The 26,883-nt window shown below is 69.9% G+C and carries 26 protein-coding genes and 1 tRNA gene; 21 read left to right on the top strand and 6 right to left on the bottom strand.

Annotated elements, in window-relative coordinates:
- Positions 1-63: 63 nt before the first annotated feature.
- Positions 64-2,502: an aminopeptidase N gene (gene pepN, locus ACWZJV_RS27815; protein WP_457179685.1), complete on the bottom strand. Its 2,439-nt coding sequence runs from the start codon at positions 2,500-2,502 to the stop codon at positions 64-66.
- A gap of 22 nt (positions 2,503-2,524) precedes the next feature.
- Here pepN and ACWZJV_RS27820 point away from each other — a divergent pair, with 22 nt between their 5' ends.
- From ACWZJV_RS27820 to der, 17 genes are all read left to right on the top strand, one after another.
- The gene (locus ACWZJV_RS27820) at positions 2,525-3,166 is read left to right on the top strand and encodes an NUDIX domain-containing protein (RefSeq protein ID WP_457179686.1); all 642 of its coding nucleotides are present in this window, start codon (positions 2,525-2,527) and stop codon (positions 3,164-3,166) included.
- 150 nt (positions 3,167-3,316) lie between these two features.
- Positions 3,317-4,432 carry an alanine dehydrogenase gene (ald, locus tag ACWZJV_RS27825; RefSeq protein ID WP_457179687.1) on the top strand — a complete coding sequence of 372 codons (1,116 nt, stop codon included), beginning with the start codon at positions 3,317-3,319 and terminating at the stop codon, positions 4,430-4,432.
- 193 nt (positions 4,433-4,625) lie between these two features.
- Positions 4,626-5,522, top strand: coding sequence for a site-specific tyrosine recombinase XerD (gene xerD / locus ACWZJV_RS27830; RefSeq protein ID WP_457179688.1), 897 nt, complete (start codon positions 4,626-4,628; stop codon positions 5,520-5,522).
- Entirely contained in the window at positions 5,519-8,125 is a 2,607-nt protein-coding gene (locus ACWZJV_RS27835; protein ID WP_457179689.1) for a DEAD/DEAH box helicase, read from the top strand. Before xerD ends, ACWZJV_RS27835 begins: the two co-directional genes overlap by 4 nt.
- A gap of 30 nt (positions 8,126-8,155) precedes the next feature.
- A complete protein-coding gene (locus ACWZJV_RS27840) occupies positions 8,156-8,302 on the top strand; it encodes a hypothetical protein (protein WP_008359447.1) in 147 nt (48 codons plus the stop codon).
- Between the two features lie 303 nt (positions 8,303-8,605).
- Entirely contained in the window at positions 8,606-9,544 is a 939-nt protein-coding gene (locus ACWZJV_RS27845; RefSeq protein WP_445321548.1) for an AAA family ATPase, read from the top strand.
- The gene (locus ACWZJV_RS27850) at positions 9,526-9,891 is read left to right on the top strand and encodes a hypothetical protein (protein ID WP_008359450.1); all 366 of its coding nucleotides are present in this window, start codon (positions 9,526-9,528) and stop codon (positions 9,889-9,891) included. The genes ACWZJV_RS27845 and ACWZJV_RS27850 overlap by 19 nt, the downstream gene beginning before the upstream one ends.
- Positions 9,892-9,908: 17 nt before the next feature.
- Positions 9,909-10,802, top strand: a complete 894-nt coding sequence (locus ACWZJV_RS27855) for a segregation and condensation protein A (protein ID WP_457179690.1) — start codon at positions 9,909-9,911, stop codon at positions 10,800-10,802.
- Positions 10,795-11,460, top strand: a complete 666-nt coding sequence (scpB, locus tag ACWZJV_RS27860; protein ID WP_457179691.1) for an SMC-Scp complex subunit ScpB — start codon at positions 10,795-10,797, stop codon at positions 11,458-11,460. Before ACWZJV_RS27855 ends, scpB begins: the two co-directional genes overlap by 8 nt.
- Positions 11,457-12,224: a pseudouridine synthase gene (locus tag ACWZJV_RS27865; protein ID WP_457179692.1), complete on the top strand. Its 768-nt coding sequence runs from the start codon at positions 11,457-11,459 to the stop codon at positions 12,222-12,224. The genes scpB and ACWZJV_RS27865 overlap by 4 nt, the downstream gene beginning before the upstream one ends.
- Positions 12,225-12,427: 203 nt before the next feature.
- Entirely contained in the window at positions 12,428-13,663 is a 1,236-nt protein-coding gene (gene thrS / locus ACWZJV_RS27870) for a threonine--tRNA ligase (RefSeq protein WP_457179693.1), read from the top strand.
- A 118-nt stretch (positions 13,664-13,781) separates the two neighbouring features.
- Positions 13,782-14,591 carry a helix-turn-helix domain-containing protein gene (locus tag ACWZJV_RS27875; protein WP_457179694.1) on the top strand — a complete coding sequence of 270 codons (810 nt, stop codon included), beginning with the start codon at positions 13,782-13,784 and terminating at the stop codon, positions 14,589-14,591.
- Positions 14,581-14,979, top strand: coding sequence for a VOC family protein (locus tag ACWZJV_RS27880; protein ID WP_457179695.1), 399 nt, complete (start codon positions 14,581-14,583; stop codon positions 14,977-14,979). Before ACWZJV_RS27875 ends, ACWZJV_RS27880 begins: the two co-directional genes overlap by 11 nt.
- 102 nt (positions 14,980-15,081) lie before the next feature.
- Positions 15,082-16,182, top strand: a complete 1,101-nt coding sequence (locus tag ACWZJV_RS27885; RefSeq protein WP_457179696.1) for a prephenate dehydrogenase — start codon at positions 15,082-15,084, stop codon at positions 16,180-16,182.
- A gap of 10 nt (positions 16,183-16,192) precedes the next feature.
- Entirely contained in the window at positions 16,193-16,912 is a 720-nt protein-coding gene (gene cmk / locus ACWZJV_RS27890) for a (d)CMP kinase (protein WP_457179697.1), read from the top strand.
- Positions 16,909-17,619, top strand: a complete 711-nt coding sequence (locus ACWZJV_RS27895) for a lysophospholipid acyltransferase family protein (protein ID WP_457179698.1) — start codon at positions 16,909-16,911, stop codon at positions 17,617-17,619. Before cmk ends, ACWZJV_RS27895 begins: the two co-directional genes overlap by 4 nt.
- Positions 17,612-18,997: a ribosome biogenesis GTPase Der gene (der, locus tag ACWZJV_RS27900; RefSeq protein ID WP_008359463.1), complete on the top strand. Its 1,386-nt coding sequence runs from the start codon at positions 17,612-17,614 to the stop codon at positions 18,995-18,997. Before ACWZJV_RS27895 ends, der begins: the two co-directional genes overlap by 8 nt.
- Before the next feature lie 83 nt (positions 18,998-19,080).
- On the opposite strand, the gene ACWZJV_RS27905 is transcribed toward der, so the two are convergent.
- On the bottom strand, positions 19,081-19,572 hold the full coding sequence (locus ACWZJV_RS27905) for a MarR family winged helix-turn-helix transcriptional regulator (RefSeq protein WP_008359464.1): 492 nt from the start codon (positions 19,570-19,572) through the stop codon (positions 19,081-19,083).
- Between the two features lie 116 nt (positions 19,573-19,688).
- Here ACWZJV_RS27905 and ACWZJV_RS27910 point away from each other — a divergent pair, with 116 nt between their 5' ends.
- Both ACWZJV_RS27910 and ACWZJV_RS27915 read left to right on the top strand, forming a co-directional pair.
- Positions 19,689-20,507, top strand: a complete 819-nt coding sequence (locus tag ACWZJV_RS27910) for a maleylpyruvate isomerase family mycothiol-dependent enzyme (protein ID WP_457179699.1) — start codon at positions 19,689-19,691, stop codon at positions 20,505-20,507.
- 24 nt (positions 20,508-20,531) lie between these two features.
- Positions 20,532-21,026 carry a VOC family protein gene (locus ACWZJV_RS27915; protein WP_457179700.1) on the top strand — a complete coding sequence of 165 codons (495 nt, stop codon included), beginning with the start codon at positions 20,532-20,534 and terminating at the stop codon, positions 21,024-21,026.
- Positions 21,027-21,066: 40 nt separating this feature from the next.
- On the opposite strand, the gene ACWZJV_RS27920 is transcribed toward ACWZJV_RS27915, so the two are convergent.
- The 3 genes from ACWZJV_RS27920 to ACWZJV_RS27930 form a co-directional block, all read right to left on the bottom strand.
- Positions 21,067-21,663, bottom strand: coding sequence for a hypothetical protein (locus ACWZJV_RS27920; protein ID WP_457179701.1), 597 nt, complete (start codon positions 21,661-21,663; stop codon positions 21,067-21,069).
- Positions 21,664-21,757: 94 nt separating this feature from the next.
- Complete coding sequence (locus ACWZJV_RS27925) at positions 21,758-23,146, bottom strand: GntP family permease (RefSeq protein ID WP_457179702.1); 1,389 nt, start codon at positions 23,144-23,146, stop codon at positions 21,758-21,760.
- On the bottom strand, positions 23,143-23,643 hold the full coding sequence (locus tag ACWZJV_RS27930) for a gluconokinase (protein ID WP_457182008.1): 501 nt from the start codon (positions 23,641-23,643) through the stop codon (positions 23,143-23,145). The genes ACWZJV_RS27925 and ACWZJV_RS27930 overlap by 4 nt, the downstream gene beginning before the upstream one ends.
- A 123-nt stretch (positions 23,644-23,766) precedes the next feature.
- Here ACWZJV_RS27930 and ACWZJV_RS27935 point away from each other — a divergent pair, with 123 nt between their 5' ends.
- On the top strand, positions 23,767-24,486 hold the full coding sequence (locus ACWZJV_RS27935; RefSeq protein ID WP_307785620.1) for a FadR/GntR family transcriptional regulator: 720 nt from the start codon (positions 23,767-23,769) through the stop codon (positions 24,484-24,486).
- A 77-nt stretch (positions 24,487-24,563) separates the two neighbouring features.
- Positions 24,564-24,637, top strand: a tRNA-Pro gene (locus tag ACWZJV_RS27940).
- Between the two features lie 49 nt (positions 24,638-24,686).
- Here ACWZJV_RS27940 and ACWZJV_RS27945 read toward each other — a convergent pair.
- Positions 24,687-26,738: a HelD family protein gene (locus tag ACWZJV_RS27945; RefSeq protein WP_457179703.1), complete on the bottom strand. Its 2,052-nt coding sequence runs from the start codon at positions 26,736-26,738 to the stop codon at positions 24,687-24,689.
- Positions 26,739-26,883: the final 145 nt, after the last annotated feature.

Genomic DNA, 26,883 nt, shown 5'->3' on the forward strand with positions numbered 1-26,883 from the left:
GACACAGGGGGTACCCGGCGACTTCCCGGGCCATACCTTCTCGACCCGGATCCAGCCGCGATCTCACAGCGCCCGAGCCGCCACCTGCCGCGAGTGCACGTCGGCCAGGCGGATGACCGTCTGCCTGACGAACGGGACCAGCGTCTCGCCCTCGCAGGCGGCGCGTGCCGCCTCGGCGACGTCCTCGCCGGCCCGAGTGGGGTAGAACCTGAGCTGGAGCCCGTAGGAGAGCAGCCCGCCGCCGCGGATGGCGGCGACGGCCTCGAGATAGCGCTGGGCGTACGGCGCCAGGATCTCGTCCTGGCCGGGCCGCCAGAACGCCGAGCTCAAGCCGTAGGCGCTGTCGGTGCGCGGCAGCCGGCGCTCGACCATGGTCACCTGCCAGGCCTCCTCCTTGGCCTCCGCGAGCGGCTGGGCGGTGCGTACGGCCAGGGCGCTGACCCAGGACTCGGGATCCGGGTCGCGGGCCTGCAGCGCCGTGACCGCCTCGGCGTCGTAGTCGCCCAGCTCGGCCCGCCGCCCGAGCAGCCGCCAGGCGACCTGTACGTCCTCGGCCGCCCCGGCCTCGGCCAGGGCGACCTGCTCGGGCGTGGAGGCGTGCGAGGCGACGACGCGCAGCGCGGTGTCGCGGTTGGCCGGGTCCTCGGCGAGGGTCGCCGCGGCGCCGGCGACCAGCGCGCGCTGCTCGGCCACCCGCTCGGGCGCGGTCCAGAGCTCGGCCGCGGTCACGGCCATGCCCAGGAACTCGCCGGTGACCTGCGGGTTCCGCTCGCGCTCGAGGACCGAGACGACCCGGGAGACGACCTCGGGGCCGCCGATCTCGCCACGGAACATCGCCGACCACGCGCTGTTGACCGCGACCGCTCGCGCCACCGCGTCGGGCAGGATGCCGGCGTTCCGGCCGAGCCAGGCCTCGCTCGCCTCGTCCGAGCGCACCGCCGCGAAGGTCACGTCGGTCGCGTTGACCAGGTGTGCGGCCCCGTCGGGGAGCGAGACCGCGACGGGCTCGCCCTCGACGGTGACCGGGGTGGTCGCGAGCAGGGCGCCGGAGTCGTCGTAGGAGGCGATGTCGAGCCGGTGGGGACGTACGGTCCCGTCTGCGCTGGTCACCGACACCTTGCCGTCGGCGAGGGTGATCACGTCGGTGCCGGCGTGGTCGAGCCAGGCGGTGGTCCAGGCCGAGAGGTCCTTGCCCGCGGCGGCCCCGAAGGCGCCCATCAGGTCGTCGAGGACGGTGTTGCCGTAGGCGTGCTCGGCGAAGTAGGCCTGCAGCCCGGCCAGGTAGGCCTCCTCGCCGATGTAGGCGTGCAGCTGCTGCAGCACCGCCTGGCCCTTCATATAGGTGATCGCGTCGAAGTTGGCCATCGCGACGTCCACGCTCGGCACCACCCCGCGGATCGGGTGGGTGGCGGCGGTCAGGTCGGTGTCGTAGGCCATCTTCTTCTCGGTCAGCGCGATCGCGGCCCACACGTCGGTGTAGTCGGGCAGAGCCGCCGAGGCCCACACGGCCGCCCACGAGGCGAACGCCTCGTTGAGCCACAGGTCGTCCCACCAGCGCATCGTGACCAGGTCGCCGAACCACATGTGCGCCATCTCGTGCAGGATCACGTTGGTGCGCTCGGTGCGGTCGGCATGGGTCGGCGTCGTACGGAAGAGGAAGACGTCGCTGTGGGTGACCGCGCCCCAGTTCTCCATCGCGCCGCCCATGTCGGGCACGAAGATCTGGTCGTATCTGGTCTGCGGGAAGGGCATCGCGAACTTGCTCCCGAACCAGGCCAGCCCGTGCTCGGTGACGTCGAGGATCTCCTCGCGGTCCCGCTCCAGCTGGCTCGCCAGCGACTGACGGGCGTAGAGCCCCAGGTCGTAGCCGCCACGCTCGGCCCGGACCTCGACGAACGGACCGGCGTTGACCACCACGACGTACGTCGACAGCGGGGGAGTGTCCTCGAAGACCCAGGTCCTGGCCCCGGCCGTCGCCTCCGAGACGTCGCTCGGCGCCGAGTTGGACAGCACGGTCCACTGCTCGGGCGCGGTCACGGTGAACGCGTGCACCGCCTTGAGGTCGGGCTGGTCGAAGCAGGCCCACAGCCGGCGGGCGTCGTCGGGCTCGAAGGAGGTCCACACGTAGACGTTGCCGTCGGAGGGGTCCACGGTGCGCAGCGCGCCCTCGGAGGAGGCGGTGTTGGACTGGGAGGCGCTGACGACCAGGGTGTTGGTCTCGGCGAGGTCCTCGAGCGGGATCCGTCCGCCACTGATCGTGGTGAGGTCGAGGTCTGTGCCGTTGAGCGTGGCGGCCGACACCTCGGCCACGCAGTCGACGAACGTGCTCGAGCCCGGCGTGGCCGAGAACGTGATCGTGGAGACGCTGGAGAGCGTCTCGCCATCCAGCAGACCGGTCATGTCGAGCGAGATGTCGTAGCGCTCCACGGTGATCGAGGCGGCGCGTGCGGCGGCCTCCTCCTGGGTGAGTGAAGAAGGGGCGGCGGGGGAGATCTCAGACATGGCCCGAGGGTAGCCTCGGGCCATGACATCGGACGCACGAATTTCCGACACGCCCGTGCCGCTGGACCAAGGCCCCCTCACCGAGTGGGACGTACCGGAGAGCTGGCCGGTCGCCTCGAGCGAGGACCTCCACCGCGACGGCTGGGTGGTCGCGCTGCGTGCGGACCGGATCAACCGCCCCGGCCACGAGGACGAGGAGCCGTTCCGCCGCCTCGTCGTCGAGCACCCGGGAGCGGCGGTCGTGCTCGCGCTCGACGATGAGGAGCGGGCGCTGGTGATCACCCAGTACCGCCACCCGGCCAAGCGGCGCTTCGTCGAGCTCCCCGCCGGCCTGATCGACTACCCCGGCGAGGACCCGCTCGACGTCGCCGTGCGCGAGCTGCGTGAGGAGGTCGCCCACGAGGCGGCCGAGTGGACGCCGTTGCTCTCGACCTACACCTCGCCCGGGATCTCCGAGGAGATCCACCACTTCTTCCTCGCCCGCGGCCTGACCGCCACTGACCGCGACGGCTTCGAGCTCGAGCACGAGGAGGCCGAGATGAGCGTCCACTGGGTGCCCTTCGAGGAGCTCCTCGACGCCGTGCTCACCGGCAAGGCGACCGACTCGCCGATCGTTCAGGCGGTTCTTGCGTACGCCGCCCTCAAAGCGCGTGGCAGAGTCTGAACCAGGCGCCTGGTCATGACCGATCTACGTGGTTTTGGTGACGTGCGCCACACCGGGTTAGACATGCCGCATCAGGCGGCGAACATCCGGCTGAACCCGTAACAACCCACGGACCACCACATTCTGGGGCCATGACATGAAGGCAGAGCAATGAAGATCGGCGTTCCCAAGGAAGTCAAGAACCACGAGTATCGGGTGGCGATCACCCCTTCGGGTGTTCACGAGCTGGTGGCCAACGGCCATGAGGTGTTCGTGCAGGCCGGTGCCGGTCTCGGTTCCTCGATCACCGATGGCGAGTATGCGGCGGTGGGTGCCAAGATCCTGGGTGATGCCGATGAGACCTGGGGCAACGCGGAGATGGTGTTGAAGGTCAAGGAGCCGGTGGCGGAGGAGTATCACCGTCTGCGTGAGGGCCTGACCCTGTTCACCTATCTGCACCTGGCTGCGGACAAGCCGCTGACGCAGGAGCTGTTGGCGAAGAAGGTCACCGCGATCGCCTACGAGACCGTGGAGCTGCCCAACCGGGCGCTGCCGTTGCTGTATCCGATGTCGGAGGTCGCGGGCTGTTTGGCGCCGCAGGTGGGCGCGTACAACCTGATGAAGGCCCAGGGTGGTCGGGGTGTGTTGATGGGTGGTGTCGGTGGTGTGGCCAACGCCAAGGTCGTGATCATCGGTGCTGGTGTCTCGGGGCAGAACGCGGCCAACATCGCGCTCGGGATGGGTGCGGATGTGACGTTGCTGGACACCGATCTGGAGAAGCTGCGGATGTCGTTTTGGCGTTACTCCAACCAGGTCCACGGGCTGGCGTCGAACAAGCTGGTGCTGGAGGAGCAGGTGCTGCAGGCCGACCTGGTCATCGGTGCGGTGCTGATCCCGGGGGCGGCGGCGCCGAAGCTGGTCTCGAATGATCTGGTCTCGCGGATGAAGCCGGGTTCGGTGCTGGTTGATATCGCGATCGACCAGGGTGGTTGTTTCGAGGACTCCCACGCCACCACCCACGCCGACCCGACCTACCAGGTCCACAACTCGACGTTCTACTGCGTGGCCAACATGCCGGGTGCGGTGCCGAACACCTCGACCTATGCGCTGACCAACGCGACCATGCCCTACGCGGTCGCGCTGGCCAACAAGGGCTGGGCCCAGGCGCTGCGTGATGATGCGGCGCTGGCGAAGGGTCTCAACACCCATGCCGGTGAGCTGACCAACGCCCCGGTGGGCGAGGCGGTCGGGATCGACACGGTCGCCCTCGCCGACGTGCTCGGCTGATCGACTCAGGGGTCACAGGAGTCACACCGTTCAGGGTGTTCCTGCACTTCTCGGGTGTTGCCACGCCAGAGAAGTGCAGGAATACCCGGTTCACCGGGTATTCCTACCCGTCGGCATCCACCACCCCTGGTTGGATGGGGACGTGACGTCGGCATCGGTTGCTTCGAACTCCACTTCCGCGGTGGAGCATGCGATGCGCACGTACCTCGACCACCTCACGGTCGAGCGCGGTCTCGCGGCCAACACGCTGTCGTCGTATCGGCGCGACCTGAGGCGGTACGCCGAGTTCCTGGCACAACAGGACGTCGATGAGCTCACCGCGGTCTCGGAGGCGACCGTGTCGGGGTTCCTGGCACACCTGCGCGAAGGCAGCGAGGACCATCCGGCGCTGAGCGCGACATCGGCGGCGCGGACGGTCGTGGCGGTGCGCGGGTTCCACAAGTTCGCGGTCGCCGACGGGCTGGTCGAGGCCAACCCGGCGGGCCATGTGAAGCCGCCGCGCGCGGAGAAGCGGCTGCCGAAGGCGCTCCCGCTGTCCGACGTCGAGGCGATCCTGGAGGCGGCCGGCGCGCCCGGCACCCCGCTCGCCCTACGTGACCGCGCGCTCCTGGAGGTGCTCTACGGCACCGGCGCCCGCATCTCCGAGGCCGTCGGCCTCGACGTCGACGACCTCGACCGGGTCGACCACGTGGCCCTGCTGAGGGGCAAGGGCGGCAAGGAGCGGATCGTCCCGGTCGGCTCCTACGCCATCGAGGCCGTCGAGGCCTACCTCACCCGCGCCCGTCCCGATCTCGCCTCCGTCCGCTCGGGAGGCGCGCTCTTCCTCAACGCCCGAGGTGGCCGCCTCTCCCGCCAGTCGGCCTGGACGGTCCTGACCCGCGCCGCCGAGCGCGCCGGGATCGACAAGGACGTCTCGCCGCACACCCTTCGCCACTCCTTCGCCACCCACCTGCTGGACGGGGGTGCCGACGTACGTGTCGTGCAGGAGCTGCTGGGCCATGCGTCGGTGACCACGACGCAGATCTACACTCTTGTCACCGTGGACAATCTCCGAGAGGTCTTCGCGACCGCGCACCCGAGGGCCCTGTGACCGATACCAGCTGGATCCCGAAGGTCGGAGCGAGCCCCGACGACGTCTACGAGGCGGTCGTGACCTGGGCCGAGGGGAGTGGCCGCAGCCTCTACCCCCACCAGGACGAGGCGATCATGTCCATCCTCGCCGGCGACAACGTCATCCTGGCGACTCCGACAGGCTCGGGTAAGTCGCTGGTCGCCGCGGCGGCCCACGCGGCGGCGCTGGCCGAGGACAAGGTGTCCTTCTACACCGCGCCGATCAAGGCCCTGGTCAGCGAGAAGTTCTTCGATCTGGTCGAGACCTTCGGTGCCGAGAACGTCGGCATGCTCACCGGCGACGCGTCGGTCAACGCTGACGCCCCGATCATCTGCTGCACCGCCGAGGTCCTCGCCAACCTCGCGCTCAGGGAAGGCAGTCATGCCGACGTCGGGCTCGTCATCATGGACGAGTTCCACTACTACGGCGAACCCGACCGCGGCTGGGCCTGGCAGGTGCCGCTGCTCGAGCTCCCGCAGGCGCAGTTCCTGCTGCTGAGCGCGACGCTCGGCGACACCAGCGTCCTCGCCAAGGACCTGACCAGGCGAAACGGTCGCGACACCGTCCTGGTCGACCAGGCGGAACGACCCGTTCCGCTCACCTTCGACTGGCGCCTGACCCCGCTGCCGGAGACGCTCGAGGAGCTCGTCACCACCGGACAGGCGCCCGTCTACGTCGTCCACTTCACCCAGAAGGACGCCGTCACCCACGGCACCTCGCTGCTCAACGCCGGCTGGCTGAAGCTCTCCACCGAGGAGAAGGACCAGATCGCCAGGCGGCTCGAGCCGGTCCGCTTCGCCGCGGGCTTCGGCAAGACCCTGGCCAAGCTGCTGCGCAAGGGCATCGGCGTCCACCACGCCGGCATGCTCCCCAGATACCGACGGCTGGTCGAGCAGCTCGCCCAGGCCGGCCTGCTCAAGGTCATCGCCGGCACCGACACCCTCGGGGTCGGCATCAACGTCCCGATCCGCACGGTGCTCTTCACCGGCCTGGCCAAGTTCGACGGCCGCCGCCAGCGCATCCTCCGCACCCGGGAGTTCCTGCAGATCGCCGGAAGGGCGGGCCGCGCCGGCTTCGACACCCAGGGCTACGTCGTCGTCCAGGCCCCCGAGCACATCATCGAGAACGAGAAGGCCAAGGCGAAGTCCGAGGAGCGCCGCAAGGCCGGCAAGAAGAACTCCAAGGCCCAGCTCAAGAAGCCGCCCGAGGGCACCGTCGTGTGGACCGAGGCCACCTTCACCAAGCTCGTCGACGGCGCTCCCGAGCCGCTGCAGAGCCGGATGAAGGTCGACAACTCGATGATCCTCAACGTCGTCGCCCGCGACGAGGACGCCTTCGAGGTGATGCGCCGGATCACCATGGACAACCACGAGGACCGCCGCACCCAGCTCAAGCTCGCCCGCCGGGCCCTGCGCCTGACCCGCTCGCTGGTGCACAGCGGGGTCCTCACCCGGCTCGAGAACCCCGATGCGTACGGGCGTCGTTATGTCCTCACCGAGGCGCTCCCGGCCGACTTCGCGCTCAACCAGCCGCTGGCCCACTTCGCACTCGCCGCGCTGGACACGCTCGACCCCGAGTCCCCGGAGCACACCCTGGAGATCGTCTCGGTGATCGAGTCCGTCCTCGAGCCGCCGCGCCAGATCCTCTTCGCCCAGCAGCACGAGGCCCGCGGCAAGGCGATCGAGAACATGAAGGCCGACGGCGTCGAGTACGACGAGCGGATGGCGCTCATCGAGGAGATCACCTGGCCCAGGCCGATGGCCGAGCGGCTCGAGGCGCTCTTCGAGGTCTACCGCGGCACCCACCCGTGGCTGCCCGAGGACGCCCTCGACCCCAAGTCGATCCTGCGCGAGATGTACGAGCAGGGGATGACCTTCACCGACGTCGTACGCCGCTACCAGCTCGCCCGCTCCGAAGGCCTGGTGCTGCGCTACCTGACCGACGCCTACCGCACCTTCCGGCACACGGTCCCCGAGACCTACAAGAGCCCCGAGGTCGAGGACCTGGTCGAGTGGCTGGGGGAGACGATCCGGCAGACCGACTCCAGCCTGCTGGACGAGTGGGAGGCCCTCTCCGACCCCGAGCACATCCCGTCGGCCGTCGCCCACCACGAGGCGCCACCGCCCCCGCGGTCCCTGTCCCAGCAGCAACGAGCCTTCGAGATCATGGTCCGCAACGCGATGTGGGCCCGTGTCGACGCGGTCTCGCGCGACGACCTCGACGGTCTGATGCGGCTCGAGCGTGCGGCCGCCGACCGCTTCGACCCCGCACGCGAGGTGGTGATGACCAGGTCCCGCTGGGACGACGCCCTGGAGGCCTACTTCGCCGAGCACGACGACGTCGGCATCTCCGCCGACTCGCGATCGCCCAAGCTGCTCACCTGGACCGCCGAGCGCGGCGCCCCGGCCGGGGTGGACGAGGACGACGAGACGTACGACGACACCCGGGTCTGGCGGATCACCCAGACCATCGACGACCCGGCCGGCGACCACGACTGGGTGATCGAGGCGGTGGCCGATCTGGACGCGAGCGACGAGGCCGGCGAGCTGGTCCTGGCGACGGTGGCGATGCGCCGACTGTGACTGCTTGTCGGCGTCCGCTAGCGTTGCGTCGTGCGCAAGCTACTGAAGAACCCCGTCGTCGTCGCGGCCATCGCGAAGATCGCCAACGAGGCTCGCAAGCCCGAGAACCAGAAGAAGATCAAGGACGCTGCGACCAAGGCCTACGACCAGTTCCAGAAGCGCCGTAAGTCGCACTGACACCGGCCGATCGGGCGGAGATCCATCCACAGGTTTCTCCACATCGGAGGCCCTCCCTGTGGGGCTGGCGCGGCGCCAAGTGCACAGGTCATCAACAGATTCGGATCGCGTAGCAGAATCACCAGGATTTGCCTTGTGACACGCCCGGCGCGGCTCCTAGAGTCGCGCAGATCTGGGTCTTAGAGTCGCCGTGTCGACATATAGACCCGCACGCCGTGATCATCCCAGGGCCGCGGCAACTGAACCGGGGGTGGAGGAATGGAAGACAGCTATTTCGGAGCAGGTGGCGCGACCGCGCCGCAGATGCCTCCGCAGACGTCGGCGCCGCCGGCCTATCCGCCCTCCGCCCGGCTGCGCGCCAACGCCCCTGAGCCCGACGCGGGCGACTCCCCGGGCAAGAACAAGATGGGTCCGACCGGTCGCCCCTGGCCCAACCTCCCCGAGCCCGGCCCCGCCACCGGCGGCCCCGCGCGCACGGTCGCGATGGTCAACCAGAAGGGTGGCGTCGGCAAGACCACGACCACGATCAACCTGGGTGCCGCGCTGGCCGAGCACGGCCGCAAGGTGCTCCTCGTCGACTTCGACCCCCAGGGGTCGCTCTCGGTCGGTCTCGGGCTCCAGCCCAACGAGATCGAGCTGACCGTCTACAACCTGCTGATGGAGCGCGACATCACGCTCCAGGACGTGGTCGTGCCCTCCGGCATCGACGGCGTCGACCTGCTCCCGGCCAACATCGACCTCTCCGCCGCCGAGGTGCAGCTCGTCCAGGAGGTCGCCCGCGAGCAGACCCTGGCCCGCGCCCTGGCCCCGGCCGTCGCGAACTACGACGTGATCCTGATCGACTGCCAGCCGAGCCTCGGCCTGCTGACCGTCAACGCGCTGACCGCCTCCGACTCGGTGGTCGTGCCGCTGGAGTGCGAATACTTCGCGCTGCGCGGTGTCGCCCTGCTCAAGGACACCATCGACAAGGTTCAGGAGCGGCTCAACCCGCGTCTGAAGATCGACGGAATACTGGGCACGATGTACGACAGCCGCACCATGCACAGCCGCGAGGTCATGGAGACCCTGGTCAACGGCTGGGGCGACCGCGTCTTCCACAGCGTCATCCGACGCACCGTGAAGTTCGCCGACTCCACCGTGGTCGGCGAGCCGATCACCGAGTACGCCTCCAGCTCCACCGGCGCCGACTCCTACCGGATGCTCGCCAAGGAGGTGCTGGCCCGATGGCAACGAGGCGAGTGAGGGTTCCCGCCGCCGACGACCTCTTCCGGCGTACGTCCGACGGTGCCACCCCGGCGGCCGCCGCCGAGGCGAAGGCCCGTCCGGTCCACGCCGTCCCCGAGCCCGACGCGGAGGCGCCGGCGGCCAAGAAGCGGTCCAGCGGCCGCGTACGGCACGACGAGAAGATGACTGTCTACATCACCTCCGAGGAACTGCTCGACCTCGAGCACGCCCGGCTCAGCCTGCGGGCCAAGCACAGCATCGCGGTCGACCGCGGCCGGCTGGTGCGCGAGGCGCTCGCGATCGTGCTGGCCGACCTGGAGGAGTACGGGGAAGACAGCGCCCTCGTGCACCGGCTCGCCGAGTGACGGTGACGGTCACCCAGATGACACAAGCCCCGGACGGGGTCGAGGAGCAGGAGTCGGGTGGTGCCGGCGGATTCGAGGTGCACCTCGGCAACTTCGAGGGTCCCTTCGACCTGCTGCTCAGCCTGATCGCCAAGCACAAGCTCGACATCACCGAGGTCTCGCTGGCCACGGTGACCGACGAGTTCATCGCGTACGTCAAGAAGGGCGCCGCCGACAGCGGGAAGGGCGCCTGGGACCTCGACCAGACCTCCAACTTCCTGCTGGTCGCGAGCACGCTGCTCGACCTGAAGGCGGCCCGGCTGCTGCCGCAGGGCGACGTCGAGGACGAGGAGGACCTCGCGCTGCTCGAGGCGCGCGACCTCCTCTTCGCGCGGCTGCTGCAATACAAGGCGTTCAAGCAGGTGGCGGCCGTCTTCGGGGAGCGGCTGGCGAAGGAGTCCAAGCGCCACCCGCGCTCGGTGCAGCTCGAACCGCGCTACGCGGGCCTGCTGCCCGAGGTGCTCATCGGCATCGGCTTAGAGCAGTTCGCCCAGCTCGCCGCGGCCGCGATGGCGCCCAAGCCCGGACCGCCCGAGATCGGGCTGGCCCACATCCACGGCTCGAAGGTGTCGGTCAAGGAGCAGGCGGCGCTGGTCATCGAGCGGCTGCGCGCCTCGGGACAGATCACCTTCCGCGGGCTGTGCTCCGACTCGCCCGACACGCTGACCACGGTGGCCCGGTTCCTGTCGCTGCTGGAGCTGTTCCGCGAGGGCGCGGTCGCCTTCGACCAGGTCACCGCGCTGGGCGAGCTGACCGTGCGCTGGACCGGCGACGGGGCGCTCGACGTCGATGAGCTGATCCAGGACGAGTTCGAGGGGCAGCCGCCTGCCGAGGGTGGCGCCGACGATGGGGAGAAGGACGACGATGACTGAGGCCGCCGACGAGACGCTCGCGATCGATTTTGCTGATCTACGCCCGGCGCTCGAGGCCGTACTGATGGTCGCCGACGAGCCGCTCGAGGCTGCCGCGCTGGCCTCGGCCGTGGGCCACCCGACCGCCGAGGTGGTCGCGTCGCTCGAGGGTCTCGCCGCCGAGTACACCGAGCAGGGCCGCGGCTTCGACCTGCGCAACGTCGCCGGTGGCTGGCGGTTCTACACCCGCGAGGCCTACGCCGAGGTCGTCGGAGGCTTCGTGCTCGAGGGGCAGCAGGCTCGGCTGACCCAGGCGGCGCTGGAGACGCTCGCCGTGGTGGCCTACAAGCAGCCCGTCTCCCGGGCCCGGGTCTCCGCGATCCGTGGCGTCAACGTCGACGGCGTGATGCGTACGCTGCTCACCCGCGGTCTCGTCGAGGAGGCCGGCCAGGACCACGAGACCGGCGCCAACCTCTACCGCACCACCGGCTACTTCCTCGAGCGGATCGGCATCACCGACCTCGGCGAGCTGCCCGAGCTGGCTCCCTACCTGCCCGACCTCGCCGACATGGAGGAGGAGCTGACCGAGCAGGTCAGCCAGGAGGCGCTCGCCGCGCAGCCGGAGGAGGCTGCGGCGAATGGGCCCGACTCCGAGGATGCGGGAGAATCGAATCCGTGAGTGACCTACCTGAGCGAGACGACCTGCCGCTGGACGACGAGGGCCTGATCCGGCTCCAGAAGCTGCTGGCCCTGGCCGGCATCGCGTCGCGCCGCGGCAGCGAGATCCTGATGCTCAACGGCGAGGTCGAGGTCAACGGCGAGGTCGTCACCCGCCTCGGCACCAAGGTCGACCCCGGCAAGGACGTCGTACGCGTCGGCGGCAAGCGGCTCCCCCCGATCTCCGGCAAGGTCTACCTGGTCCTCAACAAGCCGCGAGGCGTGGTCTCGACGATGAGCGACCCGGAAGGCCGGCGCAACCTCTCCGACCTGGTCGCCGACCGCCCGGAGCGCCTCTTCCACGTCGGCCGTCTCGACACCGACACCGAGGGCCTGATCATCCTCACCAACGACGGCGACTTCGCCCACCGGCTGGCCCACCCCAGCTACGAGGTCGACAAGACCTATGTCGCCGAGGTCAAGGGCGAGATCTTCCCCAACGTACGCAAGCGGCTCCTCGCCGGCGTCACCCTCGAGGACGGCCCGGTCACGGTGACCAAGGCCCGGATCATGGAGACCCGCAAGGACAAGTCGATCATCGAGCTGGTCATCCACGAGGGACGCAACCGCATCGTGCGCCGCCTCCTCGACCACGTCGGCCACCCGGTCACCCGCCTGACCCGCACCCGGATCGGCCCGGTCCGGCTGGGCACCATGAAGCCCGGCGACATGCGCGACCTCTCCCGCGAGGAGCTCGGCGAGCTCCTCGACACCACCGAGCTCTGACGGCTCGGAATCGTGGATGCGTACGCGACGGCGAGCCGTTAAGGTGAGCGGCATGCAGCAGAGCGCGATGAGCACGACGACGCCGGACCCACTCCGGCGCTGACCTGCTGTCCACCCCTTTCGCAGACCGCCCCGGAGCAGTGCTCCGGGGCGGTTCTTCGTCTCCGGTGGCGGTGCTCCGGGCCTCATCCCCAGGAGCACCCATGAACCTCGATCATCGCGACCTCAACCGCGACCTCGCCATCTTCGCCACCGACCCGCTGGCCGGCTCGGGGCTGCCGTTGTGGCTGCCCGACGGGGCTGTCGTCTTCGCCGAGCTGGAACGGCTGGCCGCCGAGCTGGCCAGGGCCGACGGTTGTGTACCGGTCAAGACCCCGGTCCTCGGCAAGCGGGCCCTCTTCGAACGCTCGGGCCACTGGGCGAAGTTCGCCGACGACATGTTCCCGCCGATGGCCGTCGGGTCGGGCTCGGCAGGGGAGGAGGACGACCTCGTTCTGCGGCCCGCGAACTGCCCGCACCATGCGCTGGCCTACCGGGCGCGCCCACACTCCTACCGCGAGCTCCCGGTCCGGCTCCACGAGCTCGCCCCGATGTTCCGTGCCGAGCGCTCCGGGGTGCTGTCCGGGCTGAGCCGGGTACGTCAGATCAACCTCGACGACACCCACGTCTTCTGCCGCCCCGACCAGGTGGCCGAGGAGGCCGCGAAGGCACTGAGCTCCGCACTGAAGGCGCAGCAGATCCTCGGTCTCCGGGTCGACTACGTACGCCTCTCCCTCCGCGACGACTCGCCGTCCTATCTCGGCTCCGCCGAGCAGTGGCACGGTGCCGAAGGTGCGATGAGGAAGGCAGCCTCGGAGGCGGGCGTCGAGGTCGTCGAGGCACCGGGTGAGGCCGCCTTCTACGGACCCAAGCTCGACCTCCAGGTCGTCGACCCGCGCGGCCACGACGAGACCATCGCCACCGTCCAGGTCGACTTCAACCAGCCCGAGCGGTTCGACCTGACCTACGACGCCGCTGACGGCTCCCGGCAGCGGGTGGTGATGGTCCACCGCGGCACCGTCGGCTCCATGGAGCGTGTCACCGCGGCGGTGCTCGAGCGCTACCAGGGCCGCCTCCCGCTGTGGCTCGCACCCGTCCAGCTCGCCGTCCTGCCGGTCTCCTCGGCTCAGGACCAGGCCGCTCGGGCCCTCGTCGACGCGCTCGTCGCCGAGGGTCTGCGTCCGCGCCTGGATCCCGAGGGCTCGCTCGGCGCTCGGATCCGGGAGTCCCGGCGTCGGCGTGAGCCGCTCATCGCGGTCATCGGGGCTGTCGAGGCGGAGGCCGGGGAGGTGCAGCTACGTGACGTCGCTGCGGGTGTCGAGCGGCGCGTCGGAGCGGCTGATCTGGTCGCGGCTGTGAAAGCGGCGTATGCGTCTCGGGCGGTCGGGATCTCGTGGTGACTGCTCCTTCAGGGCTGTTCCTCCGAAAGCCCATACACCGCGCAGCGCTATCGCACACCGGACCCGCCCGCGGCGATAGCGCATGGGCAACCCGCGCCGACCGTGGCACCATCGAGACATGGCCGTGCCGGACGTGCTGCGTCCCTACGTCACGTCGCTGATCGCCTACGACGTGGACTTCGGCGCGCCGGGGAGGCACCGCGGGATGCCGTCGACCGAGGTGACGTTCGTCCTCTCGGTCGACGATCCTCTGGTCACCTCGTGGGGGAGCGGCAGCGAGCCGGTGACGGCGTGGTCACTGGTCTCGGGGCTGCACACCCGGCCGGCGACGATCCATCACCACGGCTACCAGCGCGGCGTGCAGCTGGGGCTGACGACCGCCGGGGTGCGGGCGCTGTTCGGGATGCCGGCCGCGGCCTGGCGCGGTGAGCTCCTGGCCCTCGACGAGGTCGCGGCACCCGGCGGCGTACGTCATCTGCCGGAGCAGCTGGCCGAGGCCGATCCGCGGCAGTGGGAGCGGTTGGTCGTCGCCGGGCTGGTCGGCGCGCTGGCGCGCCACGGCGAGCCCGGGCCGAGGGCGGAGGTCGGGCGGGCGCTGGCGCTGCTGACCGGGGGAGCGGGGGTGCAGGAGGTGGCCGACGACGTCGGCTACAGCCGCCGGCGGATCAGCGACCTGGTGCGCGCCGAGACCGGGGTCGCGCCGAAGCAGTTCCAGCGGCTGGCGCGCTTCGACCGGTCCCGCGGACTCGTCGGCCGGATGCCGCTGGCGCAGGCGGCAAGCATCTGCGGCTACGCCGACCAGGCGCACCTGACCCGGGAGTGGCAGGAGTTCGCGGGCTGCACGCCGACGACCTGGCTGCACGAGGAGTTCCCATTCGTTCAAGACCTCGCCGACCGCCAGCCGGTTGACTCGAGGCATGAGCACTGAACCCATCAGAGACGTAGCGAAGATCAAGTACTGGCAGTCGATGGCGTTCCAGGACGCCGAGGCGATGATGGCGTGGCTGAGCGCGATCGGTTTCGTCGAGCACGCCACCTACCGCGAAGGCGGCATCGTGCACCACGCGGAATGGCTCTGGCCCGGTGGCGGCGGGCTGATGTTCGGACAGGTACGCGAGGACGGCGGCATCAAGAAGACCGGTGTGTCCTCCGCCTACCTGATCACCGACGACCCCGACGCCGTCTTCGACAAGGCGGTCGCCGCGGGCGCCACCGTGGACCGGCCGATGGTCGACCAGGACTACGGCGGTCGCGGCGGCACGGTGACCGATCCGGAGGGCAACTCCTGGTCGTTCGGCAGCTACCAGCCGTCGTGATCGCAAGGCGATATCGCACACCCTGGTTGCCGCCCGCGCTAGCGCACCGACAGGCCTGAGACGAAGAGGGTCGAGCGGCACCGACCGTTTAGCCTTGGACGCATGACACGGACCGGGGAAGCAGGGGGACGGTCGTCGAGTCTGACCGGCCCGGTCGAGATCGTCGGCGTCGGGCTGCTGGGCACCTCCGTGGCGCTGGCGTGCGCCGCGGCCGGTCTCGACGTGCTCCTCAGCGACTCGGTCGCCAGTCACGTACGCACCGCGACCGGCCTCGGCGCAGGCCGCCGGCGCAAGCCCGGCGACACGCCGCAGCTGGTCGTCGTCGCGGTCCCGCCGGCGCATCTCGGTGAGGTGATCACCCGAGCCCTCGCCGACAGCCCCGAGGCGGTCGTCACCGACGTCGGCAGCGTGAAGGCGTCGCCGCTGTCCTATGTGCGTGAGCACAGCCCCGCGGAGGTCCACCGCTACGTCGGCGGCCACCCGATGGCCGGCAGCGAGCGCTCCGGACCGCTGGCCGCGACCGCGACGCTGTTCGAGGGACGGCCGTGGGCGGTCACGCCGCATCCGGAGGCCGACCCGGTGGCGACCGAGCTCGTCGGCGAGCTCGCCACCCTGTGCGGCGGCGTCCCGCTGACCCTCACCCCCGAGGACCACGACCAGGCGGTCGCCCGCACCTCGCACGTACCGCACCTGATGGCCGCGCTCGTGGCCGGACGCCTCGCCGTTGCTCCGGAGGGCCACCTCGGCCTCAGCGGCCAGGGGGTGCGCGACGTGACCCGTGTGGCCGCCGGCGACCCGGGCCTCTACGGCCAGATCGTGGCCGGCAACGCCCGGGCCGTGACCGACCTGCTCACCGAGGTGCGCGCTCAGCTCGACGAGATGATCGCGGCCGTCGGCAGCGGCGACGCGGCCGCCCTGGACGTACTCCTCAAGGAGGGGCAGGCCGGCACCCGAGCCATCCCCGGGAAGCACGGCCGGCCGCAGACCGCACAGGCGATCGTCTACGTCACCGTGCCCGACGAGCCCGGCAACCTGGCCCGGCTCTTCGCGGACGCGGGGGAGAGCGGCGTCAACATCGAGGACGTACGCATCGACCACGACCCAGGCCGCCCGGTAGGTGTCATGGAGCTGATCGTCGCCGAGGACGCGGCCGATCGGATGCAGGCGGTTCTGGAGTCCCGGGGTTGGGTCGCTCACCGGTAGGCTCCCGCCCGTGAGCAGCAGCAATCCCACCCCTGACCCCGCCCGCATCGTCATCGCCGTCGACGGCACCTCCGGCTCCGGTAAGTCGAGCACCTCGCGTGGGGTCGCCGACCGCCTCGGGATGCGCTACCTCGACACCGGCGCGATGTACCGGGCGATGACCTGGTGGATGCTCAGCAACGACATCGACGTGCACGACGCCGACGCCGTCGCCGCCGCGGCCGGCAAGCCCGTGATCACCTCCGGCACGGACCCGCTCGGCCCCACGATCGCCCTCGACGGGGTCGACGTCTCGGTCGAGATCCGCAGCGACCGGGTCAACGCCGCCGTCTCCCCGGTCGCCACCGTCCGCGAGGTCCGCGCTCGCCTGATCGCCCTCCAGCAGCAGGAGATCGAGCAGGCGCTGGCCGCCGGCTCCGGCATCGTGGTCGAGGGCCGTGACATCGGCACCGCCGTGTGGCCCGCCGCCGAGCTGAAGCTGTACGTCACCGCCGACCCGGCCGCCCGAGCTGCGCGCCGCGCCCTCGAGGAGGGTGGCAGCGACGCCGAAGCCGTCCGCGCCTCGCTGGAGAACCGCGACAAGATCGACTCCACCAAGGGCGGTGCGGCGGTGCCGGAGGGGGCGATCCACGTCGACACGACGCCCTACACGCTGGACGAGGTCATCGAATCGGTGGTCGAGCTTGTCGAGACCACGGTGCGTGCAACAGCCGAGAAGGCGGGGGAGTGAGAGACCTTCCACACACGGACGGTGTCGAGCACCCCACCCGCTGGCCGCTCTATCACCTCAACGTCCACGCCCGGCGGCTGATCCGCCGCCGCTTCGACGTCCGGCTGCACGAGACCGAGAACATCCCGGCGACGGGGCCGGTCGTCTTCGCCTCCAACCACATCGGCATCATCGACGGTCCGCTGCTGGCGATCTTCACGCCGCGTCCGGTGCACGCGCTGACCAAGCTGGAGATGTTCGAGCACTGGTTCCTCGGCCCGTTCCTGCGCTGGGCGGGCCAGATCCCGCTCTACCGGTTCGGCAGCGACCCGGCCGCGGTGAAGACGGCGCTGAAGGTGCTGCGCGAGGGCAACGCGATGGGTATCTACCCGGAGGGCACCCGGGGTGCCGGCGACCTGGTCCGCTTCAACCGCGGCGCCGCCTATTTCGCCCTCGCCTCGGGCGCTCCGGTGGTGCCCGTGACCATGCTCGGCAGCCGTGACCCGGGCGGCGGGGTCTCGTCGCTGCCGCACAAAGGTGCCCGGATCGACATCGTCTATGGCGAGCCTTTCCACGTCGAGCGCGTAGGCTGGCCGCGTACCAGGGAACAAGTCGGGCATGTCTCGGGTTTGCTCCAGAAGCACATGCAGGTCCAACAGGACCATGCCCTGGCGTTGACCGGTCGCGAACTGCCCGGTCCGCTACCTAGCGAGGAGAACAATGACTGACCCCGACGTTTCGTACGAGGACGTACGAGACCTGCACGAGACTGACGAGACCCCGGCCGGGCCACAGCCCGTCGTGGCCGTCGTCGGCCGCCCCAACGTCGGGAAGTCGACCCTGGTCAACCGGATCATCGGCCGCCGCGAGGCGGTCGTCCAGGACGTCCCCGGCGTGACCCGCGACCGGGTCTCCTACGACGCCGACTGGAACGGCAAGGCGTTCACGCTGGTCGACACCGGCGGCTGGGACCCCGACGCCCAGGGGCTGGCCGAGCGGATCGCCGCCCAGGCCGAGATCGCGGTCTCCCTGGCCGACGCCGTCCTCTTCGTGGTCGACGCGACCGTCGGCATCACCGACGCCGACGAGGCGGTCGTACGCATCCTGCGCAAGTCCGGCAAGCCGGTCGTCCTGGTTGCCAACAAGGTCGACGACATGCGCACCGAGGCGGAGGCCTCCGCTCTGTGGAACCTCGGCCTCGGTGAGCCCTGGCCGGTCTCTGCGCTCCACGGCCGCGGCTCGGGCGACATGCTCGACGCGATCCTCGCGGTGCTCCCCGACCCGCCGCCGCTCCCCGAGGGCACAGAGATCGGTGGCCCGCGTCGGATCGCGCTCGTCGGCAAGCCCAACGTCGGCAAGTCCTCGCTGCTCAACAAGCTGGCCAAGGAGGAGCGGGCCGTCGTCGACAACGTCGCCGGCACCACCGTCGACCCGGTCGACGAGCTGATCGAGCTCGGCGGCCGCGAGTGGCGCTTCATCGACACCGCGGGCATCAGGAAGCGGGTCAAGGAGTCGAGCGGGCACGAGTACTACGCGTCCCTGCGCACCACCACCGCGATCGACCGCGCCGAGGTGGCCGTGCTGGTCATCGATGGCGGCGAGAAGATCTCCGAGCAGGACATCCGGATCCTGCAGACGGTCCGCGAGGCCGGTCGCGCGCTCGTGATCGCCTTCAACAAGTGGGACCTCGTCGACGAGGACCGTCGCTGGCAGCTCGACCGCGAGATCGAGCGGGAGCTCGTCCAGGTGCAGTGGGCGCCGCGGATCAACATCACGGCCCGCACCGGCTGGCACGTCGACCGCCTGGTCCCGGCTCTCGACAAGGCTCTCGAGGGCTGGGAGACGCGCATCGGCACGGGCGCGCTCAACTCCTTCCTCGGCCGCCTCGTCGCCGAGCACCCGCACCCGGTCCGCTCCGGCAAGCAGCCGAAGATCCTCTTCGGCACCCAGCCCTCGACCGCGCCGCCGACCTTCATCCTGTTCACCAGCGGCAAGCTCGACGCCTCCTACGAGCGCTTCATCGAGCGTCGGCTGCGCGAGGAGTTCGGCTTCGTCGGCACCCCGATCGTGCTCCAGCAGCGGGTCCGGGAGAAGCGCAAGCGCTAGCGCTAGCAGGCGCCGGACCCGACGCAACAGGCCCGCAGGTCACCGATGGGTGACCTGCGGGCCTGCCGCATGTCGTGGGCTGCTCAGGCGGCGGAGTCGTCCGCGGTGGCCCGGGCGGGCTTGGCCTCGAGGCGCTCCAGCACGCCCTCGTAGAGCTTGGTCAGGGCGGCGACCTCCTCGGGGGTGAAGGCGTCGAACATGACCTGCCGGATCAGCTTCACGTGCTCAGGGGCAGCGGCCTCGATGGCCTCGAGCCCGGCCGGGGTGAGGTCGACGTAGGCTCCGCGCCGGTCGTCGAGGCACTCGCGACGCTCGACGAGCCCGCGGGCGGCCATCCGCATCACCTGGCGCGAGAGCCGGCTCTTCTCCCACTGGAGCTTGTCGCCGAGCTCGTACATCCGCAGCGAGCGGTCGGGGACGTCGGTCAGGTTGACCAGGACGTCGTAGTCGGCGAGGGAGAGACCGTTCTTGGCCTGGAGGTCGCGGTTCATCCGCGCGGTGAGCTGTGCGTTGACGGCAAGCCAGGCACGCCAGGCGACCTGTTCGTCGTTACTGAGCCACTTGACCTCGTCCATGAGGTACACCTTACCGAGTCGGAACTGGTGCTTTCAGCATCACCGCCCGCTCCCGGCAACTGTTGACGCAGAAACTAGACTGGTCGCAGAGGCGCGGCCAGAGAGGATTCCCACTGATGAGCATGTGGAACTTCATGGACGCATCCAGCAAGGAGACCCTGCTGGACCTCATCCGCCGCGAGGCGGACGGCATGTTCGCCCTCGTCGCCGCCGACGAGGCCTGGAACGGTCCGACCGCCTCGGGCGCGTGGACCGCCGCGAACGTCGTCGGCCATCTGGTCGACACCACCGAGACCTACTTCCGCAGCTTCGACGCCGCCGCAGGCAAGGGGGAGGCGCCGGAGCTGGTGCCGCTCACCGAGATGGCGACGCACGTCGACAAGGGCGCCCGCCAGTTCGAGGGCGTCTCGCGCGCCGAGCTGGTCGAGCGCTGTCAGACGGCGCTCGCCGACGAGCTGGCGATCTTCGAGGGTCTCAGCACCGACGACTGGATGGGCCTGACGGTTCCGCACAAGTACATGGGCCCGCTCCCGGCGGCGTTCTACCCGGTCTTCGCGCTTGTCGACTACACGCTGCACAGCTGGGACATCCGCGAGGGCCTCGGCCGTCCGCACGCGCTGGCGGCGGACTCCGCCGACATGCTGGTGCCGCTGTGCAACATCCTGTGGGCCAACACCGTGTCGCGTACGCCCGCGGCGGAGCCGCTCGAGGTCGGCATCAGCATCACCTCCGGCGCGCACGCCGGTGGCACCCGGATGAGGCTCGGCGCCGACGGTCTCCAGCAGGAGCCCGGATCGCTCGACGGCGTGGAGACGATCATCGAATTCGACCCGGCCAGCTTCGTGCTGACCGCGTACGGCCGGACCAACGCCGGCACCGTCAAGGGCGACCCCGCGGTCGCCGCAGAGTTCCTGGGCAGCTTCTTCAGGATCTGAAAGTCATGGCATGAGGAGAGCACGATGAGCATCGACATGGACTTCATCACGAAGGACCGTGAGCGGATCAAGAAGGAGTACCTCCGCGAGGAGGGCACCCGGCCGGCCACCACGGCCCGGGGGATCCACCACACCGCGCTGCTCTCCTCGGACGTACGCAGGTCGATCGACTTCTACCAGGGACTCCTCGAGTTCCCGCTGACCGAGATCTTCGAGAACCGCGACTACGCCGGCTCCGACCACTTCTTCTTCGACGTCGGGGCGGGCAACCTGCTGGCCTTCTTCACCCTCCCCGGGCTCGACCTGGGGGAGTACGCCGAGGTGCTCGGCGGGCTGCACCACATCGCGATCTCGGTGACCCACGAGAAGTGGGACTACCTGCGCGCCAAGCTCGACGACGCCGGCATCGACTACATGGTCGAGTCCAAGTCATCGATCTACTTCAAGGGGCCCGACGGCGAGCGGCTCGAGCTCCTCGCCGACCCGCTGGGGGAGATGTACGGCACCAAGGTGCTCTGAGACCGGACGCATCCGGGACGGGGGACCGTCCCGGATGCGCTCAGGGACGGTCGAACGGGTCCTCGGGCACCTCGAGCTCGAGCTGCTCCTCGTAGACCTGATCCTCGGCCCGCCGGTCGGCGAGCCACGCGGTCAGCGCCACCACGACCAGCTGCGAGCGGGACTCCGCGGCCATCTCGTGGACCATGGCATCGAGCACGTCGACGTTCGTCGCGAGGAGGCGCAGGGGCATCGTGACGTACGGGTCCTCGAGCCGTTTCGGCTGCGGGACGGTGCGCAGGAAGGTGCCGTCGGAGACGGGCCTGGTCTTCTCGCGCAGCGCCGCCTGGTGGGCCCGCAGGAGGACCGGTAGCCGGGGGCGGGTGGCCGCGACGGCGTCGAGCATCACGTCGACGAGCGAGCGCGGCACCTCCTGGCTGTAGGTCTTCCACTGGGCTGCCAGGGATGCCGGCACGGAGAGGCTGATCGCCTGCACCGGCATTCCCTGGCGCCGCCCGGCGCCCTCCCGCTTCGACCTCGTCCGGTGGGCCGGGGTGCCCTTGCGGGAGATCGGGTCGAGCTTGCCGGAGGGCGCTGGGCCGCTGGTCTCTTCGGTGCTGGTCGGGGCTGTGTTGGATGGGGAAGGTGTATCCGACACGGTGAGCTCCTGTGGTGGGTGTGATCCATGTGTCAGGAGTGATTGTGTCGGACGGCACCGACAGTTTCGCGAGGGCCTCGGTCAGATCACTCGGTCAGACGACCAGGCTCAGCGCCAGCACGAACACCAGGCCGGACACGGAGAGCACCGTCTCCATCAGCGACCAGGACTTGATCGTCTGCACGACGTCGAGGCCGAAGTATTCCTTGACCAGCCAGAACCCGGCGTCGTTGACGTGCGAGAAGAAGACCGAGCCGGCGCCGACGGCGAGCACGACGAGCGAGACCTCGGCGGCGGGCATGTTTGCGACCAGGTCGACGACCAGCGAGGAGGCGGTGATGGTGGCGACGGTAGCGGAGCCGGTGGCGAGGCGGATGAGCACCGCGAGCACCCAGGCGAGGACGATGGCGGAGACGCCCGAGCCCTGCGCCCACTCGGCGAGCTGGGTGCCGATGCCGGTGTCGATCAGCGACTGTTTGAAGCCACCGCCGGCGGCGACGATGAGCACGATCCCCGCGATCGGCGGGAGCGACTGCTCGACGGTCTTGGCGATCTGGCGGCGGTCCATCCCGGCGCCGCGGCCGAGGGTGAACATGGCGACGACGACCGCGATGGTCAGTGCGACGAGCGGGTAGCCGATCACGTCGAAGACCTGCTGGACCTGGTTCTCGGGGTCGTTGATGACGATGTCGACGATCGCCTTGGCGAGCATCAGGACCAGCGGGAGCAGGACGCTGAACAGGGTGATGCCGAACGAGGGGCGGCGGCTGTCGCCGGAGCCGTCGGCGACCGGAGCGGCGTCGAAGGTGTGCGGCGCCTCGACCACGACCCAGCGGCCGGCGAGTCGGCCGAACAGCGGTCCGCTGACGATGATGACCGGGATCGAGACGAGTACGCCGAGCGCGAGCGTCGTGCCCAGGTCGGCCTGGAGCGCGCCGATCGCGGCGAGCGGACCGGGGTGCGGCGGCACCAGGCCATGCATCGCTGAGAGACCGGCGAGGGTCGGGATGCCGACCGTGATGAGCGAGACCTGCGCGCGACGGGCGACCAGGTAGATGACCGGCATCAGCAGCACCAGGCCGATCTCGAAGAACATCGGCAGGCCGATGATCGCGCCGACGAGCGCCATCGCCCAGGGCAGCGTACGGACCGAGGACCTGCCGACGATCGTGTCGACGATCTGGTCCGCGCCGCCGGAGTCGGAGAGGAGCTTGGCGAACATCGCGCCGAGTGCGATCAGCAGGCCGACGCTCGTGGCGGTCGCGCCGAATCCCTCGCCGAACGAGGTGATCACGTCCATCACGTTGCGGCCCGACAGCACGCCGACCGCGACGCCGCCGAGGAGCAGGGCGAGGAACGGGTGCAGCTTCACGTAGGTGATCAGGACGACGATCAGCGCGATCGCCGCGAGCGCGGCGGCGAGGAGTACGCCTCCTGAGGCGACCGGTGCGACCGGCTCGGTCGCGGCAGCGAGGATGTTCATGCGGACTCCTTGGTGAGGTTCGAGGTGGGGGTCACCGTGGTGAGATAGCGGTCGACGATCGCATCGATGTCCTGGTCGATGTCGATGGTCATGCCCTGCTCGTCGGGAGCGAGGGGCTCGAGGGTCGCGAACTGGGAACGCAGCAGCGACGGCGGCATGAAGTGCCCCGCGCGGGCGGCGAGGCGCGCCTCGACCACCTCCGGGGTGCCGCTGAGATGGAGGAGCCGGAGGCCGCGGGCGCGACTGTGGAGCAGGTCGCGGTAGCTGCGCTTGAGCGCCGAGCAGCTCAGCACCGCGCCGGTGTGCTCGTGCTCGGCGAGCCAACTGCCGAGCGTCTCCAGCCAGGGCTGCCGGTCGCGGTCGTCGAGCGGACGACCCGAGGCCATCTTCGCGATGTTCTCCGGCGGGTGGAAGTCGTCGGCGTCGGCGAAGGGGACCCGGAGGCGCTGGGCGATGGCCGCACCGACGGTCGACTTGCCGGAGCCGGAGACTCCCATGACGACGAGGAGAGGGTTCTGTGTCACGCGTCACAGGGTGCATCAAAAGGCATCCGTTTGGCAAGACGGGGTGATGGTAAGGATTCTGATTGCAGGGTGCCGAGGATGTGCGACGATGCCGCCGTGACGACATCGAGCGGTGAGTCCGCGCACCGACTGCACCAGAGCGTCCGGGACGCGCTCGGGCGCCAGATCGTCTCCGGCGAGCTGCCGACGGGGGCCGTTCTCACGCTGGAAGGGATCCAGGCGACGTACGACGTCTCGCGGCCGGTCGCGCGCGAGGCCATACGGGTGCTGCAGGCGATGGGCATGGTCGCGACCCGGCGCCGCGTCGGCATCACCGTTCTCCCGCGGCAGGAGTGGAACGTCTTCGACCCGCTCGTCATCCGTTGGCGCCTCGACGGCGAGGGCCGGCGCGAGCAGCTGCTCTCGCTCTCCGAGCTGCGCCGCGGCTTCGAGCCGATCGCCGCGCGCCTCGCCGCCGAGCGCGCCGAGCCGGAACACCACGGTGCCCTCGCCCGGTCGGTGGCCGACATGGTCGTCCATGCCGCCTCCGGCGACCTCGAGGCCTACCTGGAGGCCGACACCGCCTTCCATCGCGTCCTCCTCAACGCCTGTGGCAACGAGATGCTCGCCGCCTTCGGTGACCTCGTCGCCGAGCTCTTGGCCGGACGTACGCACCACCACCTGATGCCTGCCACGCCGAACCCGACCGCCATCGAGCTGCACGAGAAGGTGGCCATCTCCATCCGCAACGGCGACCCCGCCGGAGCCGAGGAGGCCATGCGCGCCATCATCGACGAGGCCGCCGAGGCCCTCGCCGCCGCCGACGACCCGCCGTAGGGGTACCGATTGGAGGCCATGCGGCGCGGTGCGGTAATGTTCGGATCGCTTCGAGCGGAGAAATCCACTCGCAGTTTCGGGCTGTGGCGCAGCTTGGTAGCGCACTTGACTGGGGGTCAAGGGGCCGCAGGTTCAAATCCTGTCAGCCCGACGGACAAGTCCAGGTCAGATCGTGAATCTGACCTGGACTTCGTTGGTTTTCAGGACGGTTGCAGGCTCAAGAGTCGTTTCGTCGCACGGGTCATGGCGACGTAGAGGTCGCGCGGGCCGGCGTCCCCGGCAGCGCGGATCCCTGAGGGGTCGACGATGATCACCGTGTCGAACTCCAGGCCGCGGGCGTCGGGTGCGGCGACGATCGTTGCGCCGGCCCTTTCGACCTCGGCCTCCAGGCCGCGCGAGCGGCCGGTGGTGGCGATGACGCCGATCAGCTCACCGGGGTGCTTCTGACCCACCTCGGCGATCAGACCGGTCAGCGTCGAGGGGAGGGCCCTTTCGGTCACTGCCAGGATCCGCGGCTGGTCTCCGTGCCGGATCGATCTGGAGAGCTGCTGATCGGGAGCGATCTCGGCCAGCAGCTGCTCGGTCGCGAGCAGGATCTCGGTCGTGGTGCGGTAGTTGACCGTCAGACGATGGTGGGCGAACCGCTCCTCGACGTACGGACTCAACGCGTCGTCCCACGAGCGGAGGGTGGTCGAGGGGCCTGCCTGGGCGAGGTCTCCGACGATGGTCATCGACCGGCTCGGGCAGCGGCGCATCAGCGCACGCCACTCCATCTCGGAGAGCTGCTGGGCCTCATCCACGACGATGTGTCCGTAGCTCGTCCCCGGGCCACCCTCGACCAAGGCGCGCGCCTCGTCCAGGAGGGCCAGATCCGCGCTGCTCCACTGGTCAGGAGCGCCGCCGCCCAGGAGCGCGAGGTCCTCGGCCGCGACGTCGGGAAGCATGGCTGCGAGTACGTCGCGGCTGCTCAGGAGCTCGCGGACGAGATCCTCCGCGGAGAGTCGGGGCCAGACCCGTGCGATCGCGCGCTCGATGGCCGGGTCTCCGAGGAGATCCTCGCGGATGCTGTCCCAGTCGATGTCCAGATCGTCGTGGGATCCAGTGCCGTCGACGCCCGCGAACCGGTCGAGATCGATGCCCAGCAGCGCCTCCAGTTCCTCCTCGTAGTCGGAGATCTCCGTCGTGGTGCGGCGTTCCAGCTCGTTGACCAGGTCATCGACGACGTACTCGGTGAAGAGGTCGCCGGCCCGGTTGTGCCCGACGTCGCCCTGCAAGGCCTGGCGGCGAGCGGCATCGATGACCGCCGGGTCGAGCCGCACCGTGTCGTGGGTGGTCTTCAGCTCCAGCGGTACGCCGTGGGGCTGATGACGCCGCACCACGCTCGCGAGGCCGTCGGCGAGCGCCGAGCGGCCCTTGATCCGTGCGATGTGGTCCGGCTCGGCCCGGGCCGCCTCGACACCCACCAGATCAGGCATCGTCGCCAGCCTCACGTCGTTCTCGCCGAGCGACGGCAGCACCTCGGAGATGTAGGTGAGGAAGCGCTGGTTTGGCCCGAAGACGAGGACACCTCGGCCGGCGATGGCGGGGAACGCGTACAGCACGTACGCCGCGCGATGCAGCGCGACGATGGTCTTGCCCGTCCCTGGGCCGCCGTCGACGACCATCATCCCGCGATGGGGAGACCGGACGATCTCGTCCTGCTCGGCCTGCAGGGTCGCCGCGGCCTCGTGCATCCGCCCGGTCCGGGCCGCGCCCAGTGCGGCCACGAGCGGGCTGTCGCCCACGAGGTCGGCAGCCGTCGGCGACGTACCGTCGAGGATCTCGTCGTTGACGTCGACGACCCGGCGCCCGTCGAGGCGCAGGTGGCGGCGTCTGCGCAGGCCCATCGGTGCGGCCATCGTCGCCGCGTAGGACGGCCGCGCCGCCTCGGCCCGCCAGTCGATGAGCAGCGGCTCCCCGGCCTCGGAGCGCAGTCCGATCCGGCCGATGTGCAGGGACTCGCCGTCGGGCCGATCGATCCGCCCGAAACACAGCGCGTTCTCCGCCGCCCGCAGCTGTCGGATGCTCTCGGTCAGCTGCGCAACCTCCAGGTCTCTGGCATAACGCTCACCAGGTCCGTCGACGGGCGCCGCGATCGCCCGCTCCTGGGCCGCGCGTCTCGCGCTCACCTCGGCACCGAGGAGCGCATGCATCGCGTCGACCGACCGCTGCTCCTCGTAGACCTGCCCGACCCTGTCGACCTGCTCGCCCACGTACCCGCCTTCCGCTGGAGGACGTCAACTATGAGCGGCGGTCTCGGTAAAGACAACGTTGAACTTTTCCCGGATCCGTGGCCTCTCACCGACGGCTGACCCTTCGGTCTGGGTCTAATCGTCGCCGTCGTCGCGGTCGCTCTCC

The organism is Nocardioides sp. WG-D5 (assembly GCF_054031175.1).

Coding starts and splice junctions, on each gene's coding strand:
- pepN (WP_457179685.1), bottom strand. CDS start 2,502: ATGTCTGAGATCTCCCCCGCCGCCCCTTCTTCACTCACCCAGGAGGAG.
- ACWZJV_RS27820 (WP_457179686.1), top strand. CDS start 2,525: ATGACATCGGACGCACGAATTTCCGACACGCCCGTGCCGCTGGACCAA.
- ald (WP_457179687.1), top strand. CDS start 3,317: ATGAAGATCGGCGTTCCCAAGGAAGTCAAGAACCACGAGTATCGGGTG.
- xerD (WP_457179688.1), top strand. CDS start 4,626: ATGCGCACGTACCTCGACCACCTCACGGTCGAGCGCGGTCTCGCGGCC.
- ACWZJV_RS27845 (WP_445321548.1), top strand. CDS start 8,606: ATGCCTCCGCAGACGTCGGCGCCGCCGGCCTATCCGCCCTCCGCCCGG.
- ACWZJV_RS27850 (WP_008359450.1), top strand. CDS start 9,526: ATGGCAACGAGGCGAGTGAGGGTTCCCGCCGCCGACGACCTCTTCCGG.
- ACWZJV_RS27855 (WP_457179690.1), top strand. CDS start 9,909: ATGACACAAGCCCCGGACGGGGTCGAGGAGCAGGAGTCGGGTGGTGCC.
- scpB (WP_457179691.1), top strand. CDS start 10,795: ATGACTGAGGCCGCCGACGAGACGCTCGCGATCGATTTTGCTGATCTA.
- thrS (WP_457179693.1), top strand. CDS start 12,428: ATGAACCTCGATCATCGCGACCTCAACCGCGACCTCGCCATCTTCGCC.
- ACWZJV_RS27875 (WP_457179694.1), top strand. CDS start 13,782: ATGGCCGTGCCGGACGTGCTGCGTCCCTACGTCACGTCGCTGATCGCC.
- ACWZJV_RS27880 (WP_457179695.1), top strand. CDS start 14,581: ATGAGCACTGAACCCATCAGAGACGTAGCGAAGATCAAGTACTGGCAG.
- ACWZJV_RS27885 (WP_457179696.1), top strand. CDS start 15,082: ATGACACGGACCGGGGAAGCAGGGGGACGGTCGTCGAGTCTGACCGGC.
- der (WP_008359463.1), top strand. CDS start 17,612: ATGACTGACCCCGACGTTTCGTACGAGGACGTACGAGACCTGCACGAG.
- ACWZJV_RS27905 (WP_008359464.1), bottom strand. CDS start 19,572: ATGGACGAGGTCAAGTGGCTCAGTAACGACGAACAGGTCGCCTGGCGT.
- ACWZJV_RS27910 (WP_457179699.1), top strand. CDS start 19,689: ATGAGCATGTGGAACTTCATGGACGCATCCAGCAAGGAGACCCTGCTG.
- ACWZJV_RS27915 (WP_457179700.1), top strand. CDS start 20,532: ATGAGCATCGACATGGACTTCATCACGAAGGACCGTGAGCGGATCAAG.
- ACWZJV_RS27925 (WP_457179702.1), bottom strand. CDS start 23,146: ATGAACATCCTCGCTGCCGCGACCGAGCCGGTCGCACCGGTCGCCTCA.
- ACWZJV_RS27930 (WP_457182008.1), bottom strand. CDS start 23,643: ATGGGAGTCTCCGGCTCCGGCAAGTCGACCGTCGGTGCGGCCATCGCC.